Raw genomic sequence first — 18295 nt, 5'->3', positions numbered from 1 at the left:
CTGGTTCACTGGTGCTTGTAAGGCGTAGCAAGGGAAAACGGCTTGGGCCGGTTAAGTCGCCGCGCCGCCGGGCCCGGTGAGCATCGTGACGCCGCCGGCGGCGAAGTTCGCCAGGTCGGCGACCGCCGCCCTGCCCTCCGCTCCGGCCATCGCCGCGTTGAACGCCTGCTGATCGTCGAACGTCAGCACCGCGATGAGGTGGTACGCGGGCCGCTCCCCGCCCACGGAGACCGGCCGCATCGTCGTGTACGAGCGCAGCCCCGGCATGCGGGCCGCGAGCGGAGTGTGCGTCTCGTCGTAGTGCTTGTCGAAGGCGGCGACACTCTCGGGGTGGTGGTAGAGCGCTATGAGCTGGAAAGCCACTTCTGCCTCCAGGATCGGGGTCGTGCCTTCGATGAAACCCCCGCGGAAGCCCGGGGGATAGGGGCGACGGCGTCAGTGAGCGCCGACACCCGGCTCGCGGTCGGCGAACTGGGCGGCCTGCAGCCGGTACATGGCCGCGTACGAGCCGTCCGCCCGCATCAGCTCCTCGTGCCTGCCGTGTTCGACGATCCGGCCCGAGTCGAACACGTAGACGCGGTCCGCCCGCGCCACCGACGTGAGCCGGTGCGTGATGAGGATGACCGTGCGGCCCCGGTCGGCCAGCCCGGCGACCTTGTCGAAGATCTCGACCTCGGAGCGGGGGTCCAGCGCCGAGGTGGGCTCGTCGAAGACCAGCACGGACGCGTCCCTGAACCACGCCCGCCCGAGCCCGATCCGCTGCCACTGCCCGCCGGACAGCTCGGTGCCGCCCATGAACTCGCGCGCCAGCAGCGTGTCCCAGCCGTCCGGCAGCCTGGCGACCACGCCGTCCGCGCCGCTGGCCATCGCCGCCCGCCACAGCCGCTCGCGGTCGCCGGCGGAGTCCGCCCGGCCGAGCGCCAGGTTGACGCGGGCCGTGGCCGGCCAGCGGGCGAAGTCCTGCGCCACGAGGGCGACCCGGTCGAAGACGCCTCGGCGGTTCAGGTGCTCGATCGGCACGCCGCCCCAGGAGACGCCGCCCGCGGTCGGCAGGTACAGGCCGGTGAGCAGTTTGGCCAGCGTGCTCTTGCCCGAGCCGTTCGCGCCGACGAGCGCCACGATCTCGCCCGGCAGGACCCGCACGTTGACGCGGTCGAGCGCGGGGCGGGTCTGGCCGGGGTAGACGAAGGTCAGGTTGTCGGCGCGGATCTCGACGGGGTGTGGCGGGAGCGGGGTGTCGCCGGTGCGCAACCGCTGCTCGGCGGCCTCGGCGCAGGCGCGCTCCCATTCCAGGACGAACAGGCCCTGCTCGTACACCTGGTTGATCGACATCACGAGGCTGATGAGGCCGGCCTTCGCCGTGCGGATCGCGATCACCGCCGCCCCGGCCGCCGGCAGCGGGATCGCTCCGGCGACCAGCAGCAACCCCAGAGTGCCGTACGTGAGCACCGCCGCGACCCCCGACACCGCGTCACCGGCCAGCGACAACCTGGCCTCCTCCTGCCCCAGCCGCCCCTGCTCCTCCTCCGAGTACGCCGACAGCCGCCCGTAATGCCCCAGCAGGAAGCCCCCCGCGCCGTGCGCCCGGATCTCCGGCGCCACGTCGCTGCTGGTCAGCAGGCCGCTGAGCACGTCGAGCTGACGGGTGAGCTCCAGGTTGCGCTTGACGGAGGCGAACCGGGCGCGGGCCGAACGCACGGCGCTCCAGCCCTTCGGCACGACCGTGGCCAGGAGCAGCGGCAGGAGCAGCGGGTGCAGCACGCCGAGCACGCTCCCGACCGCCACCAGGGTAGTGAGGCCGGACAGGAGCTGCGCCGCCTGCGTGATCACCAGCTTCGCCGATCGGGTGCCCTGCCTGGCGGCCTCCAGCAGGTTGTGGAAGCCCGGCTCCTCCAGCGCCGCCAGCTCCGCGCCCACCGCCCCCTCCAGCAGCCTCGTGTACGCCAGCCGCTCGATCTTCGGCGCGAGCCGGCTGACCGCGGCCTTGCTGATCGCCCGCATGCCGCTGCCCGTCGCCGCCGCCGCGGCCATCACGGCCAGCGCCGGGATCGCCGCGATGAGCCGCTCCTTGGTGGGGCCGCCCGTCATGAGAGGCACGAGGACCCGGTACGTCGACAGCAGCGTCACCACGGTCGCCACCCCCGCGAGGAACTCCGGGATCAGCACGGCCGGCAACGCTCTGGGGGCGGCCTGCCCGGACAGGCGGACGGTCACCATGATCAGGCCGGGCAGCTCGCGCATCATGGCCAGGAAGCTCGTGCGCAGGCCCGCGCCCTCGTGCCTGAGCTGGCCGAAGGACAGGCGGATGCCCCGGCCGAACAGCGGGTCGGCCTCTCCGCCCTCTCCGGCGTGGACGCCCGCGCGGTGCCTGCCCATCAGCGCGCCAGGAAGGGGGCGCAGGGTGTGCCGTGCGTGACGGCCAGGAGCGCCAGGGCGATGCTGGCGGCCCCGGAGAGCAGGCCGGGGTCCTCGACTGGGCGGCTGTCATAGGCAGCGCACAGGTCGTCGAACAGCGCTTCCACGGGGGCGAAGGACGTCGTGAGGAGCATCAGCCCGGCCAGGCCGTGGCACACCCCGAGCCCGTCGAGGCCCCAGGCCTGCGGGGAGGCCAGCAGTTCGTCCATCGCCTCCTGGGCCGCCTGCCGGTAGGCGGGCTCGTCCAGCGCCTCCCCGGCCAGCCACAGGGCGCGGGCGATGCCCGGCACGCCGTAGCACCAGGACGCCCGCCTCGGGGACGGATACCGCTCGTCACCGGCCACCCCGGCGGGCCACGCGGTGCCCCATTCGTCCCGATGAGCGACGCCGAGCAGCCAGTCGGCCAGCCTGGCGACGGCCGGCCGCGCGATCTCGGCCGCCGCGTCCGAACGCCCGGCGAGCAGGGACAACACGGCGAGCGGCCCGGCGGCCCCATGCGCCAGGCCGCAGTCGGCGTACCCGTCCCGCACGGCCCAGCCCGCCGGCATGCGGTGGCGCGGCACGGGGAACGGCGGGTCCGAGCGGGCGCCCCGCGCGAGGGCGCGGGCCAGCGCCGCCTCCCGGTCCGGGGACGGCGGTCTGAGCAGCAGGTAGACGCCGGCCCCCGCCGTCCCGCTGACGAGATCGTGCTCCGCCGTCGGCGCTACCAGGGAGTCGAGCCGGGTGAGCAGCCCGCTGCGGCCTCCGCCCAGCAATGCCGCCGCCACCCCCAGTCCCGCAGGTCCGCCGGTGAAAAGTCCCGGTGATTTGTCGGGCACCCGAAATACGCCGCCAGTCAGGATTCGCCGTAAAATCCGGCGCCCCGCCGAATCCCATTCGGAATCGGGCTGCACCTGGTCGAGCGCCGCAAATAGCGGCACGAATCCGAGGTCGCCGGCGGCGACGATTTCCTGGCCTGCCAGACGAGCCGCCAGACGAGCCGCCAGACGAGCCGCCAGACGAGCCGCCAGACGAGCCGCCAGACGAGCCGCCAGACGGGCCGCCACGTCCTGCGCGATCGACAGGGCGACGGCCCGCCGAGGGCCGGTGATCAGATGCACATGCCGGGAGCCTTGGCTCCATAGGTGGGCGAACACGTGCCGCAGTCCTGGGTGCCGCCGCAGGTCCCGCTCCACGACACCTGTGTGCCGCAAGTGCTGTCGGACCCGCTGCAGGCGTAGACCGGCGGCACGGCGCCGGCCTCGACGACCAGGTCGATGTCGAGATCGAAGACGTCCTCGCCAAGGTCCATCTGGGCCACTGGGCTCACTTCGTCTCCCCTTCCATTGCCGAGTTCCCGTCACCGGGATTGATCGGTAAGGGACGCTACCGATCGCGACAGAGGAACGACAGCGTTTCGAGATAGCTAGAAGCGTTTCTACTCGCGACAAACGTCCTGGTAACGTCGCCAGTCAACCTGGCCCAGGCAACGGAAAGCACGAGGGAGCAGGGTTGAGCGACATGTCAGGGCTGGTGGCCGCCGACTTCGCATTGTTGCGAATGAGCGCGCTCCCGGCGGACCACCGGCACAGGACCCGTACCGACCAGGACGACCCCGCGCGCTATCTGCGCACCCTCACAGAAGATCCCCTGGTCAGGGAGGCGATCGCGGTCTCCAGCCCGTCGCTGGCGCACACGCTCGACGCGCTGCGCGAGGGCCGGCGGGTCGATCAGAAGAAGCTGCGCAGGGCCGTCGTCTCCGCCACCCGGTACGTGCTGCGCATGGCCACCAGGCCCACCCCGTTCGGGCTGATGGCGGGCGTCGCGGAGGCCAGGTTCGACGACGCGGCCAAGGTCCAGGTCGGCGGGCGGCACCAGAAGGGCGTGCGTCCCGACACCGCCTGGCTGCTGGCGCTGATCCGCGACTGGGAAGGCCGCCCCGAGGTGCTCGGACGGGTCCGCGTCGTGCTCAACGACCTGTGCTCCGTCCGCGGCGACCGGCTGGCCCTGCCCTTCCTGCCGCGCGACGGCGAGAGCGCGGTCCGCGAGCTGTCGGTCCGCCTGACCCCCGTGGTCCGCGAGGTGCTCGAACTGGCGGCGCGGCCGGTGCTCTTCGACGACCTCGCCGCCGGGCTGGCCGAGGCGTTCCCCCAGGGCACGCGGGAGAAGGCGGAGGGCGTGCTGCGGCAACTGGTCGAGAACACGGTGCTGCTGACGGACCTCGTGCCACCCGACGACGCCCCCGACCCGATCGGGCACGTCCTGGAACGGCTTCCCGCCGCGGATCGCCCCCCGATCGAACAGGTCTCCGACGCGCTGCGCGCCTATGCCGCGCCCCGCCCTGGCGAGGGGCTGGCCGCGTGGAAGGAACTGCTGCGCGCCACCCGCCATGTACGCCCCGAGCACCACGCCCCCCACGTGGACCTGAAGCTCGACGTGGACGTGCGCCTGCCGCGCGAGGTGGCCGCCGAGTTCGAGCGGGCCGCCGCCACGCTCACCCGCATCACCCCGCCCGGCCAGGGCGGCGAGCACCTGCACGGCTACCTGGCCGAGTTCATCACCCGCTACGGCACCGAGCGGCTCGTCCCCGTCAAGGAACTCCTCGACCCGGAGTTCGGCCTGGGCGGGCCCGCCGGCTACCGGGGCTCGGAGCGGCCCGAGACCGATCCCGAGGCCGACCGCTACCGTGACCGCGTGCTCGGCGAGCTGGCCCAGGGCGCCTCGCTCGACGGCGGGCGGGAGGTCGAGCTGGACGACGCCACCCTCGCCCGGCTGGCCACCAGGGACGACGGCCGGCTGCCCGAGGTGGTGGAGATCGGCGCCCACCTGCTGGCCGGCTCCGTGGACGCGCTGAACGACGGGGACTTCCGGCTGGTGCTGGCCAACATGCCGCTCTCGCGCAGGGGCGGGGCGATGAGCGGGCGGTTCACGTACCTGCTGGATGATCTGCGGGAGCAGACGGCGCGGTTGTGGCGGGAGAGCGGGAGCGCCGTCCCGGCGCAGGTGAGCTTCCAGACGGCGTGGTCGCGGATCTCCAACGTGGCGCGCGTGCCCACCCTCGCCGACCACACGCTGCCGATCGGCCGCTACGCCGACCGCGGCGACCCCACCGTCCTGTCCCTCGACGACCTCGCGGTGGGGGCGGCGGGGAACCGGCTGTTCCTGTACTCGCAGCGGCTCGGCACGGAGATCCTGCCCGCCACGCTCAACATGCTCGTCGTCCCCCGGGTCGCGCTGGGCCTGGTGCGCTTCGTCTACGAGCTGGGCGAGGCCCGGCACCGGGCGTGCAAGGGCTGGGACTGGGGCGCGGCCGGCAAGGTGCTGGCGTTCCTGCCGCGCGTCCGCAGGGGACGCACGATTCTGGCCTCCGCCATCTGGCGGCCCGCCGCCGAGCTGAACGACATCAAGGCCCCGGACGCCGAGTGGGGGCGGAGCTTCGACGCCTGGCGGGAGCGCTGGCGGGTCCCGCCCGAGGTGTACATGACCAACGGAGACAACCGCGTCGGCCTCGACCTCGACGCCCCGCTGCACCGCCGGATCCTGCGCCACGAACTGGCCCGCAGGCCCAGCACCCTGCTCGTGGAGCCGCCGGGCGGCGACGACTTCGGGACGGGCTGGCTGGGCGGGCACGCCAACGAGGTCGCCGTCACCCTCCGCTCCGCCCCGGAACCCGCCGTGCGGACCGCCGCCCGCGCGGGCACGCCCGCCGTGCGGCACCACCCGGGCGGGGAGTGGTTGTTCGCCAAGTTGTACGCCTCGGTGGACCGGCACACCGACCTCGTCAGGCAGCGGCTTCCCGTGTTGCGAGCGGCGCTGCCGGAGGGCGTGGATCGCTGGTTCTTCATCCGGTACTTCGATCCCGGCGCGCACCTGCGGCTGCGCTTCCACGGGGCGCCTGGCCTGCTCGGCCGCGAGGTGCTGCCGCTGGTGCACGACTGGGCCGCCGACCTGTGCCGGGCGGGGCTCGCCCGTACCGTGCGGCTCGACACCTACGAGCCCGAGATCGACCGGTACGGCGGGACGGAGGCGCTGGAGGCGGCCGAGCGGGTGTTCGCGGCCGACAGCGACGCGGTGATGGCGCAGCTCGGGTTGCGGCTCGATCTGCCGCCCGAGCTGCTGGCGGCGGCGAATCACACCGATCTCGTACGGTCATTCCTGGGGGAGGGCTGGGAGGACTGGCTACTGGCCACGTACGCGAAGGACGAGCACCACCGGGCATTCCAGGACATCCGCCGGACCGCGCTCGACGTCGTGAGCGCTCCCGGCCCGCGGCTGGAGGAGATCTGGCGGGTCCGGCGGCCGGCCGTGGCGGCGTACGGGGAGGTGATCCGCTCCCTGGGGCGCAGGCCCCCGTTGCGGGCGCTCCTGCACATGCACCACAACCGGCTGATCGGCGCCTCGGACTGGTCGGAAGGAGCGTCGTACGCCATCGCGCGCGGCGCGGTCCAGGCGCTGCGTGACCGCGCGAGGCACGCTCGATGATCACCGCGGCGCGGGCCTCGACGATCGCCGAGGAGGTGGCGCGGCGGTTGTCCGACCCGTCGGAGGTGACGCGGGTGGCCGCCGCCAACACCGACCGGCTCCTGGACGGCAGGCAGCCGCGCGTCTGGCACCCGATGTCGCTGAACGAGGGCTACCTCGGCGTGGCGCTCCTGCACAGCGAACTGGGCCGCCGCCGCGACGCGCACGCGTTCCTGGCCTGCGCCGCCAAGGCTCAGGCGGCCAGGCACGCGCTGATCGACGGGCTGCCCGCGCTGCTGTTCGCGGCCAGGGCGGCGGCCACCAGGCCGGGCGACTACGCCGGTCTGCTGAGCCGGGCGGAACCGGTCGTGCGCGGCATGATCAGGGAGCGGGCCGAGGCGGAGATGGGGCGGCTGGGGCGTGGCGCGGTGGAGTTCGCCGCGTACGACGTCATCGAGGGGCTCACCGGGCTGGGGCGGCTGGCGCTGGCGTACGGGGACACCGAGGCCATCGCGTACCTCATCGCCCTGACCGAGCCGATCACGGTGGACGGGCGGACGGTGCCGGGCTGGCTGGTCTCGCACGCCTCCGTCAGGGGCGGGCCCGCCGGGGAGGGCCACTTCAACCTGGGTATGGCCCACGGCATCCCCGGCCCGCTCGCCCTGCTCGCCATCGCCTACCGGCGCGGGGTGCGGCTGCCCGGGCACGAGGGGGCCATCGAGCGGGTGGTGGAGTGGCTGCTCCGGTGGGAACGCGGCGGCTCCTGGCCGCCCACGGTCACCCTGCGGCAGGAGCTCGACGGTGATCGCCTGCACGCGCCGCCCATCCGGCCCGCCTGGTGTTACGGCGCGGCCGGGGTCGCCCGTGCGATCTTTCTCGCCGGGCAGGCGCTCGACCGGCCAGAATGGCGGGAGGCGGGCGTCGCGGCGCTGCACGCGACGCTGCAGAGGCCGTGGGACGAATGGGGCATGGTGGATGCCGGGCTGTGCCACGGCTGGGCCGGGATGTTGCACGTCACCTGCCGCGTCGCGCGGGAGAGCGGCGACCGGGTGCTCGCCGAGGCGGCCGACGGGCTCGCCGAGCGGGTCGTGGACGCGTTCAGGCCGCGCTCGCCCTTCGGCTTCCGCTACTCCGGGACGGGCGGCGTCGAGGTGGCGCCCGACCGGGCCGGCCTCCTGGAGGGAGCGGCCGGGATCGCGCTGGCGCTGCACCACTACGCCGGCGGCGAGCCGCCCGTGACGGGCTGGGACGCCGCCCTGCTGCTGAACTGAGACTCGGAGGGAACGTATGGTGCGGCTGTCGGATCTGGTGGGGGACACGGAGGAGTTCCTCACGGAGCGGCTCGGGAAGAAGGCGCTGTTCAGGGGCGGCGCGGTCGCGGAACCCGGCGAGATCGCCTCCGTCGGCGACATCGACCGGGTCATCACCGGGAGCGTGCTCAGGACGCCGGGGATCCGCGTGGTCAAGGGCGGGAACGTGGTGCCGCCCGACCGTTACACCTCGCCCTCCACCTACGGATACGCGGGCCTCGGCGACGTGATCGACCCCGCCAAGGTCGTCCAGCACTACCGCGGGGGCGCCACGCTCGTCCTGGGCACCGTCAACCTGCTGCTGCCGCGCCTGAACGAGCTCTGCAAGAACGTCGAGATGGACCTCGGGCACCCGGTGGACGCCAACGTCTACGTGGCGCCGCCGGACGCGCAGGCGTTCGACGTGCACTGCGACGCCCAGGACATCATCGTCATCCAGGTGCACGGCGACAAGAACTGGACCCTGTTCGACGACATCGTGGCCGATCCGGGCGGTGGCAAGGTGGTGCCGGACGGGAAGGGCGCGTCCTCGTCGTACGAACTGCGCACCGGAGACGTCCTCTACGTGCCCAGGGGCATGCCGCACCTGGTGCGCACCGCCACCTCCGCCTCCATCCACGTCACGATCAGCGTCAACACCCTCACCTGGGCCGACCTCCTCAAGGACGTGGTCGCCGGGGTGCTGCGCTCCGACGAGTACGCGGCGCCGCTGCCCATGGGCGCGGGCCTCGCGGAGCGGATCGAGCCGCTGGTCAAACGGTACGCCGACCGCCTGGCCGCCGACGTGACCGCCGCCGCCACCGCCGACTCCGTCCACCGGACGATCTACCGCAGGCCCGCGTACGGCGAGGGCCACCAGGCGGGCCTCCTGCGCTCCGCCCTCATCGGCGGCGACGCCCCCTCGGACCGGATCGTGCTGCGGCCGGGCACGTGGCCGCTGATCACGACCGGCGCGGACACGTGCCTGATCGAGGCCGGCGGCCGCCGCTACCGCGTGCCCGCTGCGGTGGCCAGGGCCTGCTCGCTGCTCGGGTACGGCCCGATGAGCGTCGCGGACCTGTCCGCCGACCCGGAGGAGGCCGCCGAGATCGCCGCGACGCTGATCGGCCTCGGCCTCGCCGAGCAGGCCGGGAGCCGCTCCTAACCGAGCCAGCCGGGCAGCACCAGGACGGCCCACGCCGCGATCGGGCCCACCACGACGATCGCGCCGCCGTAGGCGAGGAGCTTGCGGTAGAAGTCGTCGCGCGGCATGCCCCTGACGTTGGCCACCAGCAGGGCGCCCGTCGTCGAGAACGGGCTGACGTCCACGATCGCCGACGACACCGACAGCGCCGCGATCATCGCGATCGGCCCCAGGGTGCCCTGGGATAGCAGCGGCACGGCCAGCGGTACCAGCGCGCCGAGGATGCCCACGGTCGAGGCGAAGGCCGACACGACGCCGCCGACGTAGCAGATGAGCAGCGCCACCAGCACCGGGATGCCGATCGCGGCCACCGCCGAGCCGACGTAGTCGACGGTGCCGATCTCCTGCAGGACGCCCACGTACGTGACGACGCCGCAGATCAGCAGCACGGTCGGCCAGGCCACCCGCTCCACGGCGCCCTTGTTGGACTTGGGTGAGGTGAGGGAGAGGACGACGGCGACGGTGACGGCGGTCAGGCCGACGTCCAGCTTGAACGCCAGCACGGCCACGCACAGCGCCACGATGCCGGTCAGCGTCAGCGCCTGGTGCGGGGTGAGCCGCAGCCCGCTCCCGGTCGCCGTGTCACGGGCGACCGCGGTGCCGACGCCGCCCCCGCCGCCGGCCGTGCCCGCGACCTCGGGCTCGGCCTCGCTCGGACGCTCTGCGCCGGCCGGGCTCGCGTTGCCGGGTGCCGTCGCGTCAGGCGTCGCGTCAGGCGTCGCGTCAGGCGTCTCGGCCGGGGTGGCGCCGGAGATGACGCCGCGGCGTACCAGGTCGCGGCCGCCGAAGATGAAGAAGACGACCACGGCCGCGGCCGCGTTGAAGGCGAAACTGGACAGGAACAGCACCAGGTTGTTGCTGGGCAGGTTCGCGTCCCTGGTGACGCCGTTCACGATGCCGCCGAGCACGCTGATCGGTGAGAACGCGCCCGCCTGCGTCCCGTGCGCGACCATGAGCCCGATCAGCATCGGGTGGATCCGATAGTCGGCCGCGAAACCGAACGCGATCGGCGCCAGGATGGCCGCCACCGCAGGTGCCGGCGCCCCCACGGCCGTCAGCAGGGCGGAGATGACGAACACGACGGGCGGGATGGCGGCCAGGCGTCCCCGTACGAGATGCACGGAGGCGCGTACGAGCCAGTCGACCGTCCCGTTGTTGGTGGCGATCGCGAACAGGAGCGTCACCCCGACGAGGATCACGAACAGGCTGCCGGGGAAGGCCCCCAGGATGTCGTCAGTGCTCAACCCGGCGGCAAGCGTGCCGACGAGGAAAGCCCCGACGAGCGCCAGCGCTCCCAGGTTCACGGGGAAGACGGTGGCGATGACGAACATGACGATGAGGGCGAGAATGGACAGGAGTTCTGCGGACACTGCGTACTCCGATCTCCCCCGAGCGTTATGGCAGGACGGCCGCCTCCAGGATGAGCTCGACCGGGTGGCGGGCAACGCGTCGCGCGCCGTGGGCGATCTGCTGGCGGCACGAGACCCCCGTGGCCGCGAGCAGGGTGTCGGGTGAGGACGCGGCGATCGCCGGGAAGAGCCGGAGACCGCCGATCTTCATGGACAGGTCGTAGTGCTCGGCCTCGAAGCCGAACGATCCGGCCATGCCGCAGCAGCCGGCGTCGAGCTCCGTCACCTCCGCTCCGGGGATTCTGGACAGCAGCGCGCGCGTGGCGGCGGTACCGGTGACGGCCTTCTCGTGGCAGTGGCCGTGCAGGAGGATCTCGCGCCCGCGCAGCGCGTCGCCCAGCACCAGCGAGCCGTCGTCGATGGCCTCCGTCAGCAGTTCGGGGATGAGCCTGGCGCGGGCCGCCACCGCCGCCACGCGAGCGTCGCCGGGGAGCAGGGCGGTGTACTCGTCCTTCAGCGTCAGCAGGCAGGACGGCTCCAGGCCGACGATCGGCGCGTCGGAGGCGGACAGGCGGGCGACCATCTCCCCGGCCATCGTCTTCGCCCGGTCGAGCAGGCCCTTGGAGATGCTGGAACGGCCGCAGCAGCCCTCGGCCTCCAGGCGTACCCGGTAGCCCGCCCGCTCCAGCAGCTCGACGGCGGCACGGCCGATCGCGGGCTCGCTGTAGGTGGTGAAGGAGTCCGCCAGCAGGATGACCTCCTTGCCGGAGGTGGCGGCCGGGCGGCGGCGGAACCAGCGGACGAGGTGGTCGCGGTGAAAGCGGGGGAGCGGGCGTGGGCTCAGGCGCAGGGGGCCGCGGACGGCGCCGGCCAGCCAGTTCGACAGGGGCGCGGTGGCCGCGCCCAGCCGGTTGAGCGTCCTGATCGCGCCGAACACCCGCGACCGCAGCGGCACGCCGTGCGACTCCTGGTACTGGTGGAGGAACTCGCTCTTCATCGCCGCCATGTCCACCCCGAGCGGGCACTCCGACTGGCACGCCTTGCACTCCAGGCAGAGGTCGAGGATGCCGTGCAGCCGCTCGTCGCCGAGCGCCTGCCGGGGGTCGGGCGAGGACAGGGCCTTGACCAGGGCGTTGGCCCGGCCGCGGGTGGAGTGCTCCTCCTCGCGGGTGGCCATGTACGAGGGGCACATGACGCCCGTGTCGTCCTTGCGGCACACGCCGACGTTCATGCACCGGTCGGCCGCGGCGTGCATGCCGTCGGCGAAGGTCAGGGTGGTGGCCAGCGGGGGCGGCTCGGGCATGGCCGGGTCGCGCAGGTGGTCGGTCATCGGCGGCGCGTCCACGATCTTGCCGGGGTTCAGCCGGCCGTGCGGGTCGAAGACGTGCTTGACCTGCCGCATCGCCTCGTAGATCCGGTCGCCGAACAGGTGCCGGTTGAACTCGGAGCGGGCCAGGCCGTCGCCGTGCTCGCTGGAGTTCACCCCGCCGTGCCTGGCGGCCAGTTCGGCGATCTCCTCGGCCACGGCCCTCATGGTGCCGATCTCGCCGGGCGCGCGCAGGTCCACGAACGGGCGGACGTGCAGGCAGCCGACCGAGCAGTGGCCGTAGAACCCGGCCCGCAGCCCGTGGCGGTCGAGGATCTGCGCGAACTCCGTCACGTACGGCAGCAGCCGCTCCGGCGGCACGGCCGTGTCCTCCACGAACGCCAGAGGCCTGCGGCTGCCCACGCTGGAGGCCATCAGCAGGCCGAGCCCCGCCTTGCGGACCTTGAGCACGGCCGACTGCTGCTGCCCGGTGACCGCCCTGAGCGTGTGGTAGCCGTGGCCGTTGGACTTCCAGGTGGCGGCCAGCTTGTCCACCCGGTCGGCCACCTCGGCGGGGGTGTCGCCGAAGAACTCCACGAACAGCAGCGCCTCAGGATCGCCCTCCAGGATGTCGCCGAGCCCCGCGTAGTCCACGCGCTGCCTGGACAGGTCGAGGATGGCCTTGTCCAGGAGCTCGACCGAGGCGGCCTCGAAGGCCAGGGCGTCGGCGGTGGCGGCGATGGCGGCCGGGGTCGAGGTGAAGTGGCCGACGGCGATGGCCTTGGCGCGCGGCAGGTCCATCAGCCCCACCGTGGCCTCGGTCACCACGGCCAGCGTGCCTTCCGAGCCGACCATCAGCTTGGTCAGGTCCACCCCAGCGCCGCCGGGCGCCGCGAGGTCATCACGCGTCAGGCCGTTCGCGGCGGCGTCGAGGCGGTAGCCGCCCGAGTGGCGCCAGAACCGGGGGAAGCCCGACAGGTCGAGGTCGCGCAGCACCTCCGCGACCGCCGCGTTGAGCCGGGCGTCGGTGGCCAGGTCGGGCGTGGTGGCGTCGGCCAGGACCACGCGGAGCGCCTGGACGTGGTCGATCGTGGAGCCGTACAGGACGGAGTGGCTGCCGGCCGAGTTGTTGCCGATCATCCCGCCGATCGTGGCCCGGTTGCTGGTCGAGGTGTCGGGCCCGAACATCAGCCCGTGCTTGCGGGCCGCCCGGTTGAGCTGGTCCTGCACCACGCCGGGCTGCACCCGCGCGGTACGCCCGTCGATCTCCAGGATGCGGTTCATGTGCCGGGAGAGGTCCACGATCACGGCCGCGCCCACCGTCTGCCCGGCCAGGCTGGTGCCCGCGCCGCGCGGCAGCACCGGCACGCCCAGCTCGCCGCAGGCCGCCACCAGGGCCTGGACGTCGTCGGCGTGCTTGGGGAAGGCGACGGCGAGCGGCTCGATGGCGTACATGCTGGCGTCGGAGGAGTAGAGGTGCCTGGTGTAGGAGTCGTCCCTGACGTCACCGGCGAGGAGCGGGGCCAGCGTGCGGGCCAGACTCATTCGCCGCCCTCCAGGTAGGCGAGCGCCGTCCGCGTGCCGCCCTCCTTGATCGGGACCCCGGCGGCGCTCAGCCCCATCTCGACCCCGCTCAGCGTGCCCGCCAGCATGAGATCGTTGAAATAGCCGAGATGCCCGATCCGGAACACGTGCCCGGCCAGCCGCCCGAGCCCGGTGCCGAGCGACATGTCGTATCGCTCCAGGATCAGCCGTCTGACCGCGTCGGCGTCGTGCCCGTCGGGCATCAGCACGGCGGTGAGTGAGCTGGAGTGTTCGCGCTCGTCGGCGCAGAGCACCTCCAGCCCCCATCCGCGCACCGCCCGCCGGGTCGCCTCGGCGTGCCGGTCGTGGCGGGCGAAGACCGCCTCCAGGCCCTCCTCCTCCAGCATGATGAGGGCCTCGCGCAGGCCGTACAGCAGGTTGGTGGGCGGGGTGTAGGGGAAGAAGCCCTGCCGGTTGGCCGCGATGATCGGCTCCCAGCCCCAGTACGACCTCGGCAACCGCCCCCGGTGCGCCAGCGCCTTCTCGCTGACCGCGTTGAAGCCCATGCCGGGCGGCAACATCAGCCCCTTCTGCGAGCACCCGACGGTCACGTCCACGCCCCACTCGTCGTGGCGGTAGTCCATCGAGCCCAGCGACGAGATCGTGTCCACCAGCAGCAGCGCCTGATGCCCTGCCCGGTCGATGGCGTCGCGGATCTCGGGGACGCGGCTGCGCGCCCCGGTCGAGGTCTCGTTGTGCACCACCATGACGGCGGCGACGTCGGGGGTGAGGTGTTCGGCGATCGCGCCGGGGTCGGCGCCGTGCCGCCAGTCACCGGGGATCAGGTCCACGACCAGCCCCAGCCGGGCGGCCATCTCGCACCACAACGAGGAGAAGTGCCCCGTCTCGTACGCCACCACCTTGTCACCCGGCGACAACGTGTTGACCAGCGCCGCCTCCCAGGCCCCCGTGCCCGACGACGGGTAGACGACCACGGGGCCGCTCGTCCTGAACACGACCTTCAGCCGTTCGAGCAGCTCGAGAGCGAGCCGGGCGAACGACGGCCCCCGGTGGTCGATCGTGGGCTGCGCGATCGCGCGCAGCACCCGGTCGGGAACGTTGGTCGGCCCGGGAATCTGCAGGAAGTGCCGGCCCACTGTCTTTCCACCCTTCGTGCTGTGCCATCACACGGCACGGCGTGCCGCTGTGCGGTTCATTAACATTAAAATCGGTCCGCAGAGGAGTCAATGCATGCAGAGCGTTATCAACGCCCTCCGGGTGCTCGAAGAGGTCGCCGCCCGCCAGCCCATCGGGGTGGGCGAGCTGGCCCGCGGGCTCGGCCTGCCCAAGAGCACCGTGCAGCGCTCGCTGAAGACGTTGCACGAGGCCGGGTGGATCAGGCCCGCCGGGGGCGAGGTCACGCGCTGGCAGGTGACCAGCAAGGCGTTACAGATCGCGCGCAGGACCGAGCTGGGGCTGCGCGACGCGGCCATGCCGGTCATGGAGGAGTTGCGCCAGCGCACGGGCGAGACGATCCACCTGATGGTGCCCGAGGGCGACGCCGTCGTGCTGATCGAGCGGCTGGAGACCGACAAGCCGCTGCGCATCGTGCTGCCGCTGGGCATCAGGCTGCCCCTGCACGCCTCGGCCAACGGCAAGGCCGTCCTGGCCCACCTGCGCCGCCCCGCCGCCGAACTGCCGGGCTACACCGACACCACGATCACCGACCCGGGCGCGCTGCGGTCGGAACTGGAGGCGGTCCTGTCCCGCGGGTACGCCGACAACCGCGGCGAGTGGCGCTCCGACATCGCCGCCGTCGCCTCCGCCGTCCTCGGCTCCGACGGCCCGATCGCCAGCCTCAGCGTCTCCACCCCGGCCAGCCGCATGCCCGAGGAACGGCGCGCGGAGTACGGCAAGCTGGTCACCCAGGCCGCCAGAACGCTCGCGGAGATCCTTTTCTGAGATATTTCGGTTCGGGCCATTAAATGTCTGTTCTTGACGGGCTTCGGGGGCGGATGTACGTTCGCGACCGGGACGAAGTGGGCTTTGTGTACGTGCTGTCTTCATGGTCTGCCGCCGGGATCAACACCGAGGTCACGGGGCTGCCACGGACTCAATAGGGCGAAATAAGATCGCGAAATTTCTGGCCGTGTGGAATTCCGGAGAAATCATTCGGCCCGCTATTCGGTCCCGTTCGCCTCGCCCTGCCAACGATTGTCGAGATCGCGCGGAGAATCGCCATGACGCGCACCATTCCGCTGTTCACGCTCGACGGCGTCCCCGACGCCACGATCACGACGCACCCGTTCACCACGGACGACGGCCTCGGGCTGAGCATGCTCAGGTTCGTCAGGGAGCCGGCCGGAGACGTCGTCCTGGTGATCCACGGGCTCACGACCTCCAGCGACATGTTCATCATGCCCGAGCACCACAACCTCGTCCGATACCTCCTGGACAACGGCTACCCGGAGGTGTGGACGCTGGACTACCGGATGAGCAACCGGCACCCGTACAACCGCTCGATGCACCGCCACACCATGGACGACATCGCGCTGTTCGACCACCCGGCCGCGTTGCGCGCCTTGCGCGCGGTGGCGGGGGAGCGGCGGGTGCACGTCATCGCGCACTGCCTGGGCTCGGTGTCGTTCATGATGAGCCTGTTCGGCGGGGCGGTGGACGGCATCGCGAGCGTCATCGCCAACAGCGCCGCGCTCACCCCGAGGGTGCCCAACTGGTCGCGGCTCAAGCTCACCGTCGCGCCCGCGTTCATGGAGTACGCCCTGGGCCTTCCCTTCCTCGACCCCAAGTGGAGCGAGGAGCCGCCTTTCACCAGGGGCTGGCTGTTCTCCAAGGCCGTGGACCTGTTCCACCCCGAATGCCGGGAGTCCTCGTGCCACATGCTGAGCCTCATGTGGGGCACCGGCTGGCCCGCGCTCTACGGCCACGACAAGCTGGCGGCCGTCACCCACGCCCGCAGCGGCGACCTGTACGGCGCCACCGGCCTGCACTACTACCGGCACGTCCTGAAGATGGTGCGGGCCGGGCGCGCCGTGAAGTACGACCCCGGTGACGCCCGCCTGGCCGCCCTGCCCGACGACTACCTGGCCGGCGCCGCCGAGATCACCACCCCGGTGCTGCTGACCACGGGCGACCGCAACCACGTCTTCGCCGACTCCAACGTGGTCTGCCACGACCGGCTCAAGGCGGTCGTCCCGGGCCGGCACGAGCTCGCCGTCTTCCCCGGCTACGGGCACCAGGACGTCTTCATGGGCAGGAACTGCCACCAGGACGTCTTCCCCCTCATGATCGACTTCCTCAAGCGCCAGGGAGCATGACCGTGTCCGAGAGATACCGTGCCACCAGCCACGAGGCCTATCCGCACGACACGATGCTCAGCCTGGCCTACGACTGGGAGCGCGTGGCCGATCCGGGCATCCCGCCGCGCTGGCCGTTCAAGGTCTACCTGCCGCGCGACACCGACGACGTCGTCAAGGCCGTGCGCGAGGTCCGCGAGCGCGGCGAGCGGCTGATCGTGCGGGGACACGGCCACTCCAGCAACAACCTCGTCACCGGCGAGGGCGGCACGGTCATGGTGACCGACCGGCTGAGCCAGATCACCGACGTGGACGAGCGCAGGCGGACCTGCACCATGCAGGGCGGCGCGATCCTGTTCGAGGTGGACGAGCACCTCGCGCGGCGCGGCTGGGGCCTGTCGATCATCGGCGACCACGACCACATCACCGCCGGCGGCTTCGCCTCGGTGGGCGGCATCAGCCCCGCCTCCCACCGCTTCGGCCTGTTCGTGGACACCGTCACCGAGCTGGAGTACGTGGACTGGGACGGCGAGGTGCACGTCTGCGGCAGGGAGAACGACCCAGGGCGCTTCCACCGCGTCCTGGCCGGCACCGGCAGGCACGGCGTGATCACCTCGCTCACGGTCGAGATCATCCGTGTCGACAAGCACCGCACCGTGCTGAGCAACCACCGGCTGCTCACCCTCGACCTCGACGACTACATCCGCCGCTCGGCCGACCTGATCCGCGACCCCGGCGACGCGCTGATGGAGCGCGGCGTCTGGGCCGACTTCCCGACGCCCGTCGGCGCGCTGCGGCTCGGCCAGTTCTCCTCCTACCACGAGACCCCGCAGAACCCGATCAAGTCCCTCGTCAACAGCGCCGCCTTCGGCTACCAGCAGTTCCTCGGCTACTGGGCGGGCCGCCTGCCCTCGGCGGCGGACGAGCTCGTCAAGTACATGGGCATGGCCACGATCATGCTCAGCCCCTCGTACGCCAACGGCAAGAACATCGAGCGCTTCACCGACCAGGTGCTCGACGCCACCGTGGGCGACCCGACCCGCATGCTCGTCGTCCTGGCCCCGGCGGAGCGCTACGAGATCCTCTTCCGCCGCCTGTACGACCTCGCCGTCGAGGAGCGGCGCGACAGCGGCGGCATCACGTTCATCTCCGTGTACGTCAAGGCGATCCGCTCCGCCTACCTGTCCAAGGGCGACCGGACCAAGCGGCACTGCGAGCTGATGTTGTACTTCGGCGTCAACCCGGAGCAGATGACGGAGAAGGTCCTGGAGCGGCTGGTGGAGCGCGTGGACGACATCGTCATCGACAACGGCGGCTTCCGCTACATGCACTCGCTCACCAGCGCCTCGCCGGAGCGGCGGCGGCTGCTGGACCCGAACGCCATGTACGCGGAGGGCGCGGGCAAGAAGCGCGGCAAGGGTGTCACGAGCACGACCGGGGAGGTGTGAGCGCCG

13 protein-coding genes are annotated in these 18295 nt (G+C 72.2%); 6 read left to right on the top strand and 7 right to left on the bottom strand.

The window, feature by feature from the left end; all coding sequences use genetic code 11:
* Positions 1-51: 51 nt before the first annotated feature.
* The 4 genes from ACFPZ3_RS30190 to ACFPZ3_RS30175 all read right to left on the bottom strand — a co-directional run bounded on the left by ACFPZ3_RS30190 (position 52) and on the right by ACFPZ3_RS30175 (position 3724).
* Positions 52-363 (bottom strand): EthD family reductase, encoded by a 312-nt coding sequence (locus ACFPZ3_RS30190; RefSeq protein ID WP_379517658.1) that lies wholly within the window; start codon positions 361-363, stop codon positions 52-54.
* A 72-nt stretch (positions 364-435) separates the two neighbouring features.
* The gene (locus ACFPZ3_RS30185) at positions 436-2376 is read right to left on the bottom strand and encodes an ABC transporter ATP-binding protein (RefSeq protein WP_379517657.1); all 1941 of its coding nucleotides are present in this window, start codon (positions 2374-2376) and stop codon (positions 436-438) included.
* Positions 2376-3461, bottom strand: a complete 1086-nt coding sequence (locus ACFPZ3_RS30180; protein ID WP_379517764.1) for a lanthionine synthetase LanC family protein — start codon at positions 3459-3461, stop codon at positions 2376-2378. Before ACFPZ3_RS30180 ends, ACFPZ3_RS30185 begins: the two co-directional genes overlap by 1 nt.
* A gap of 44 nt (positions 3462-3505) precedes the next feature.
* Positions 3506-3724: a hypothetical protein gene (locus tag ACFPZ3_RS30175; RefSeq protein ID WP_379517656.1), complete on the bottom strand. Its 219-nt coding sequence runs from the start codon at positions 3722-3724 to the stop codon at positions 3506-3508.
* A gap of 191 nt (positions 3725-3915) precedes the next feature.
* Here ACFPZ3_RS30175 and ACFPZ3_RS30170 point away from each other — a divergent pair, with 191 nt between their 5' ends.
* Genes ACFPZ3_RS30170 through ACFPZ3_RS30160 form a run of 3 tightly spaced genes read left to right on the top strand, consistent with a single transcriptional unit; the run spans position 3916 to position 9309 of the window.
* On the top strand, positions 3916-6876 hold the full coding sequence (locus ACFPZ3_RS30170; protein WP_379517763.1) for a lantibiotic dehydratase: 2961 nt from the start codon (positions 3916-3918) through the stop codon (positions 6874-6876).
* Positions 6873-8126 carry a lanthionine synthetase C family protein gene (locus ACFPZ3_RS30165; RefSeq protein ID WP_379517655.1) on the top strand — a complete coding sequence of 418 codons (1254 nt, stop codon included), beginning with the start codon at positions 6873-6875 and terminating at the stop codon, positions 8124-8126. The genes ACFPZ3_RS30170 and ACFPZ3_RS30165 overlap by 4 nt, the downstream gene beginning before the upstream one ends.
* A gap of 16 nt (positions 8127-8142) precedes the next feature.
* The gene (locus ACFPZ3_RS30160) at positions 8143-9309 is read left to right on the top strand and encodes a JmjC domain-containing protein (protein ID WP_379517654.1); all 1167 of its coding nucleotides are present in this window, start codon (positions 8143-8145) and stop codon (positions 9307-9309) included.
* Here the strand turns inward: ACFPZ3_RS30160 and ACFPZ3_RS30155 are convergent.
* From ACFPZ3_RS30155 to ACFPZ3_RS30145, 3 genes are read right to left on the bottom strand one after another with little or no spacing between them, the layout of a single operon-like run.
* The gene (locus tag ACFPZ3_RS30155) at positions 9306-10718 is read right to left on the bottom strand and encodes an SLC13 family permease (protein WP_379517653.1); all 1413 of its coding nucleotides are present in this window, start codon (positions 10716-10718) and stop codon (positions 9306-9308) included. The two genes, ACFPZ3_RS30160 and ACFPZ3_RS30155, sit on opposite strands and share 4 nt — an antisense overlap.
* Before the next feature lie 25 nt (positions 10719-10743).
* Positions 10744-13548, bottom strand: a complete 2805-nt coding sequence (locus tag ACFPZ3_RS30150; protein ID WP_379517652.1) for an FAD-binding and (Fe-S)-binding domain-containing protein — start codon at positions 13546-13548, stop codon at positions 10744-10746.
* On the bottom strand, positions 13545-14684 hold the full coding sequence (locus tag ACFPZ3_RS30145) for a pyridoxal-phosphate-dependent aminotransferase family protein (protein WP_379517651.1): 1140 nt from the start codon (positions 14682-14684) through the stop codon (positions 13545-13547). Before ACFPZ3_RS30145 ends, ACFPZ3_RS30150 begins: the two co-directional genes overlap by 4 nt.
* 94 nt (positions 14685-14778) lie before the next feature.
* Between ACFPZ3_RS30145 and ACFPZ3_RS30140 the strand changes: the two genes are divergently transcribed.
* The 3 genes from ACFPZ3_RS30140 to ACFPZ3_RS30130 all read left to right on the top strand — a co-directional run bounded on the left by ACFPZ3_RS30140 (position 14779) and on the right by ACFPZ3_RS30130 (position 18289).
* Positions 14779-15489, top strand: a complete 711-nt coding sequence (locus ACFPZ3_RS30140) for an IclR family transcriptional regulator (protein WP_379517650.1) — start codon at positions 14779-14781, stop codon at positions 15487-15489.
* Between the two features lie 278 nt (positions 15490-15767).
* Entirely contained in the window at positions 15768-16862 is a 1095-nt protein-coding gene (locus tag ACFPZ3_RS30135; protein ID WP_379517649.1) for an alpha/beta fold hydrolase, read from the top strand.
* Between the two features lie 2 nt (positions 16863-16864).
* A complete protein-coding gene (locus tag ACFPZ3_RS30130; RefSeq protein ID WP_379517648.1) occupies positions 16865-18289 on the top strand; it encodes an FAD-binding oxidoreductase in 1425 nt (474 codons plus the stop codon).
* Positions 18290-18295: the final 6 nt, after the last annotated feature.

The sequence above is a fragment of the Nonomuraea insulae genome, from assembly GCF_042656245.1.
Note: the sequence above shows the minus strand (reverse complement) of the source record. Positions and strands in the feature narration are given on the sequence as shown.

What these genes read in the sequence shown, in the direction of transcription:
- ACFPZ3_RS30185 (WP_379517657.1), bottom strand. Translation starts at nt 2,376, where the DNA reads ATGGGCAGGCACCGCGCGGGCGTCCACGCCGGAGAGGGCGGAGAGGCC.
- ACFPZ3_RS30170 (WP_379517763.1), top strand. Translation starts at nt 3,916, where the DNA reads ATGTCAGGGCTGGTGGCCGCCGACTTCGCATTGTTGCGAATGAGCGCG.
- ACFPZ3_RS30165 (WP_379517655.1), top strand. Translation starts at nt 6,873, where the DNA reads ATGATCACCGCGGCGCGGGCCTCGACGATCGCCGAGGAGGTGGCGCGG.
- ACFPZ3_RS30160 (WP_379517654.1), top strand. Translation starts at nt 8,143, where the DNA reads ATGGTGCGGCTGTCGGATCTGGTGGGGGACACGGAGGAGTTCCTCACG.
- ACFPZ3_RS30150 (WP_379517652.1), bottom strand. Translation starts at nt 13,548, where the DNA reads ATGAGTCTGGCCCGCACGCTGGCCCCGCTCCTCGCCGGTGACGTCAGG.
- ACFPZ3_RS30140 (WP_379517650.1), top strand. Translation starts at nt 14,779, where the DNA reads ATGCAGAGCGTTATCAACGCCCTCCGGGTGCTCGAAGAGGTCGCCGCC.
- ACFPZ3_RS30135 (WP_379517649.1), top strand. Translation starts at nt 15,768, where the DNA reads ATGACGCGCACCATTCCGCTGTTCACGCTCGACGGCGTCCCCGACGCC.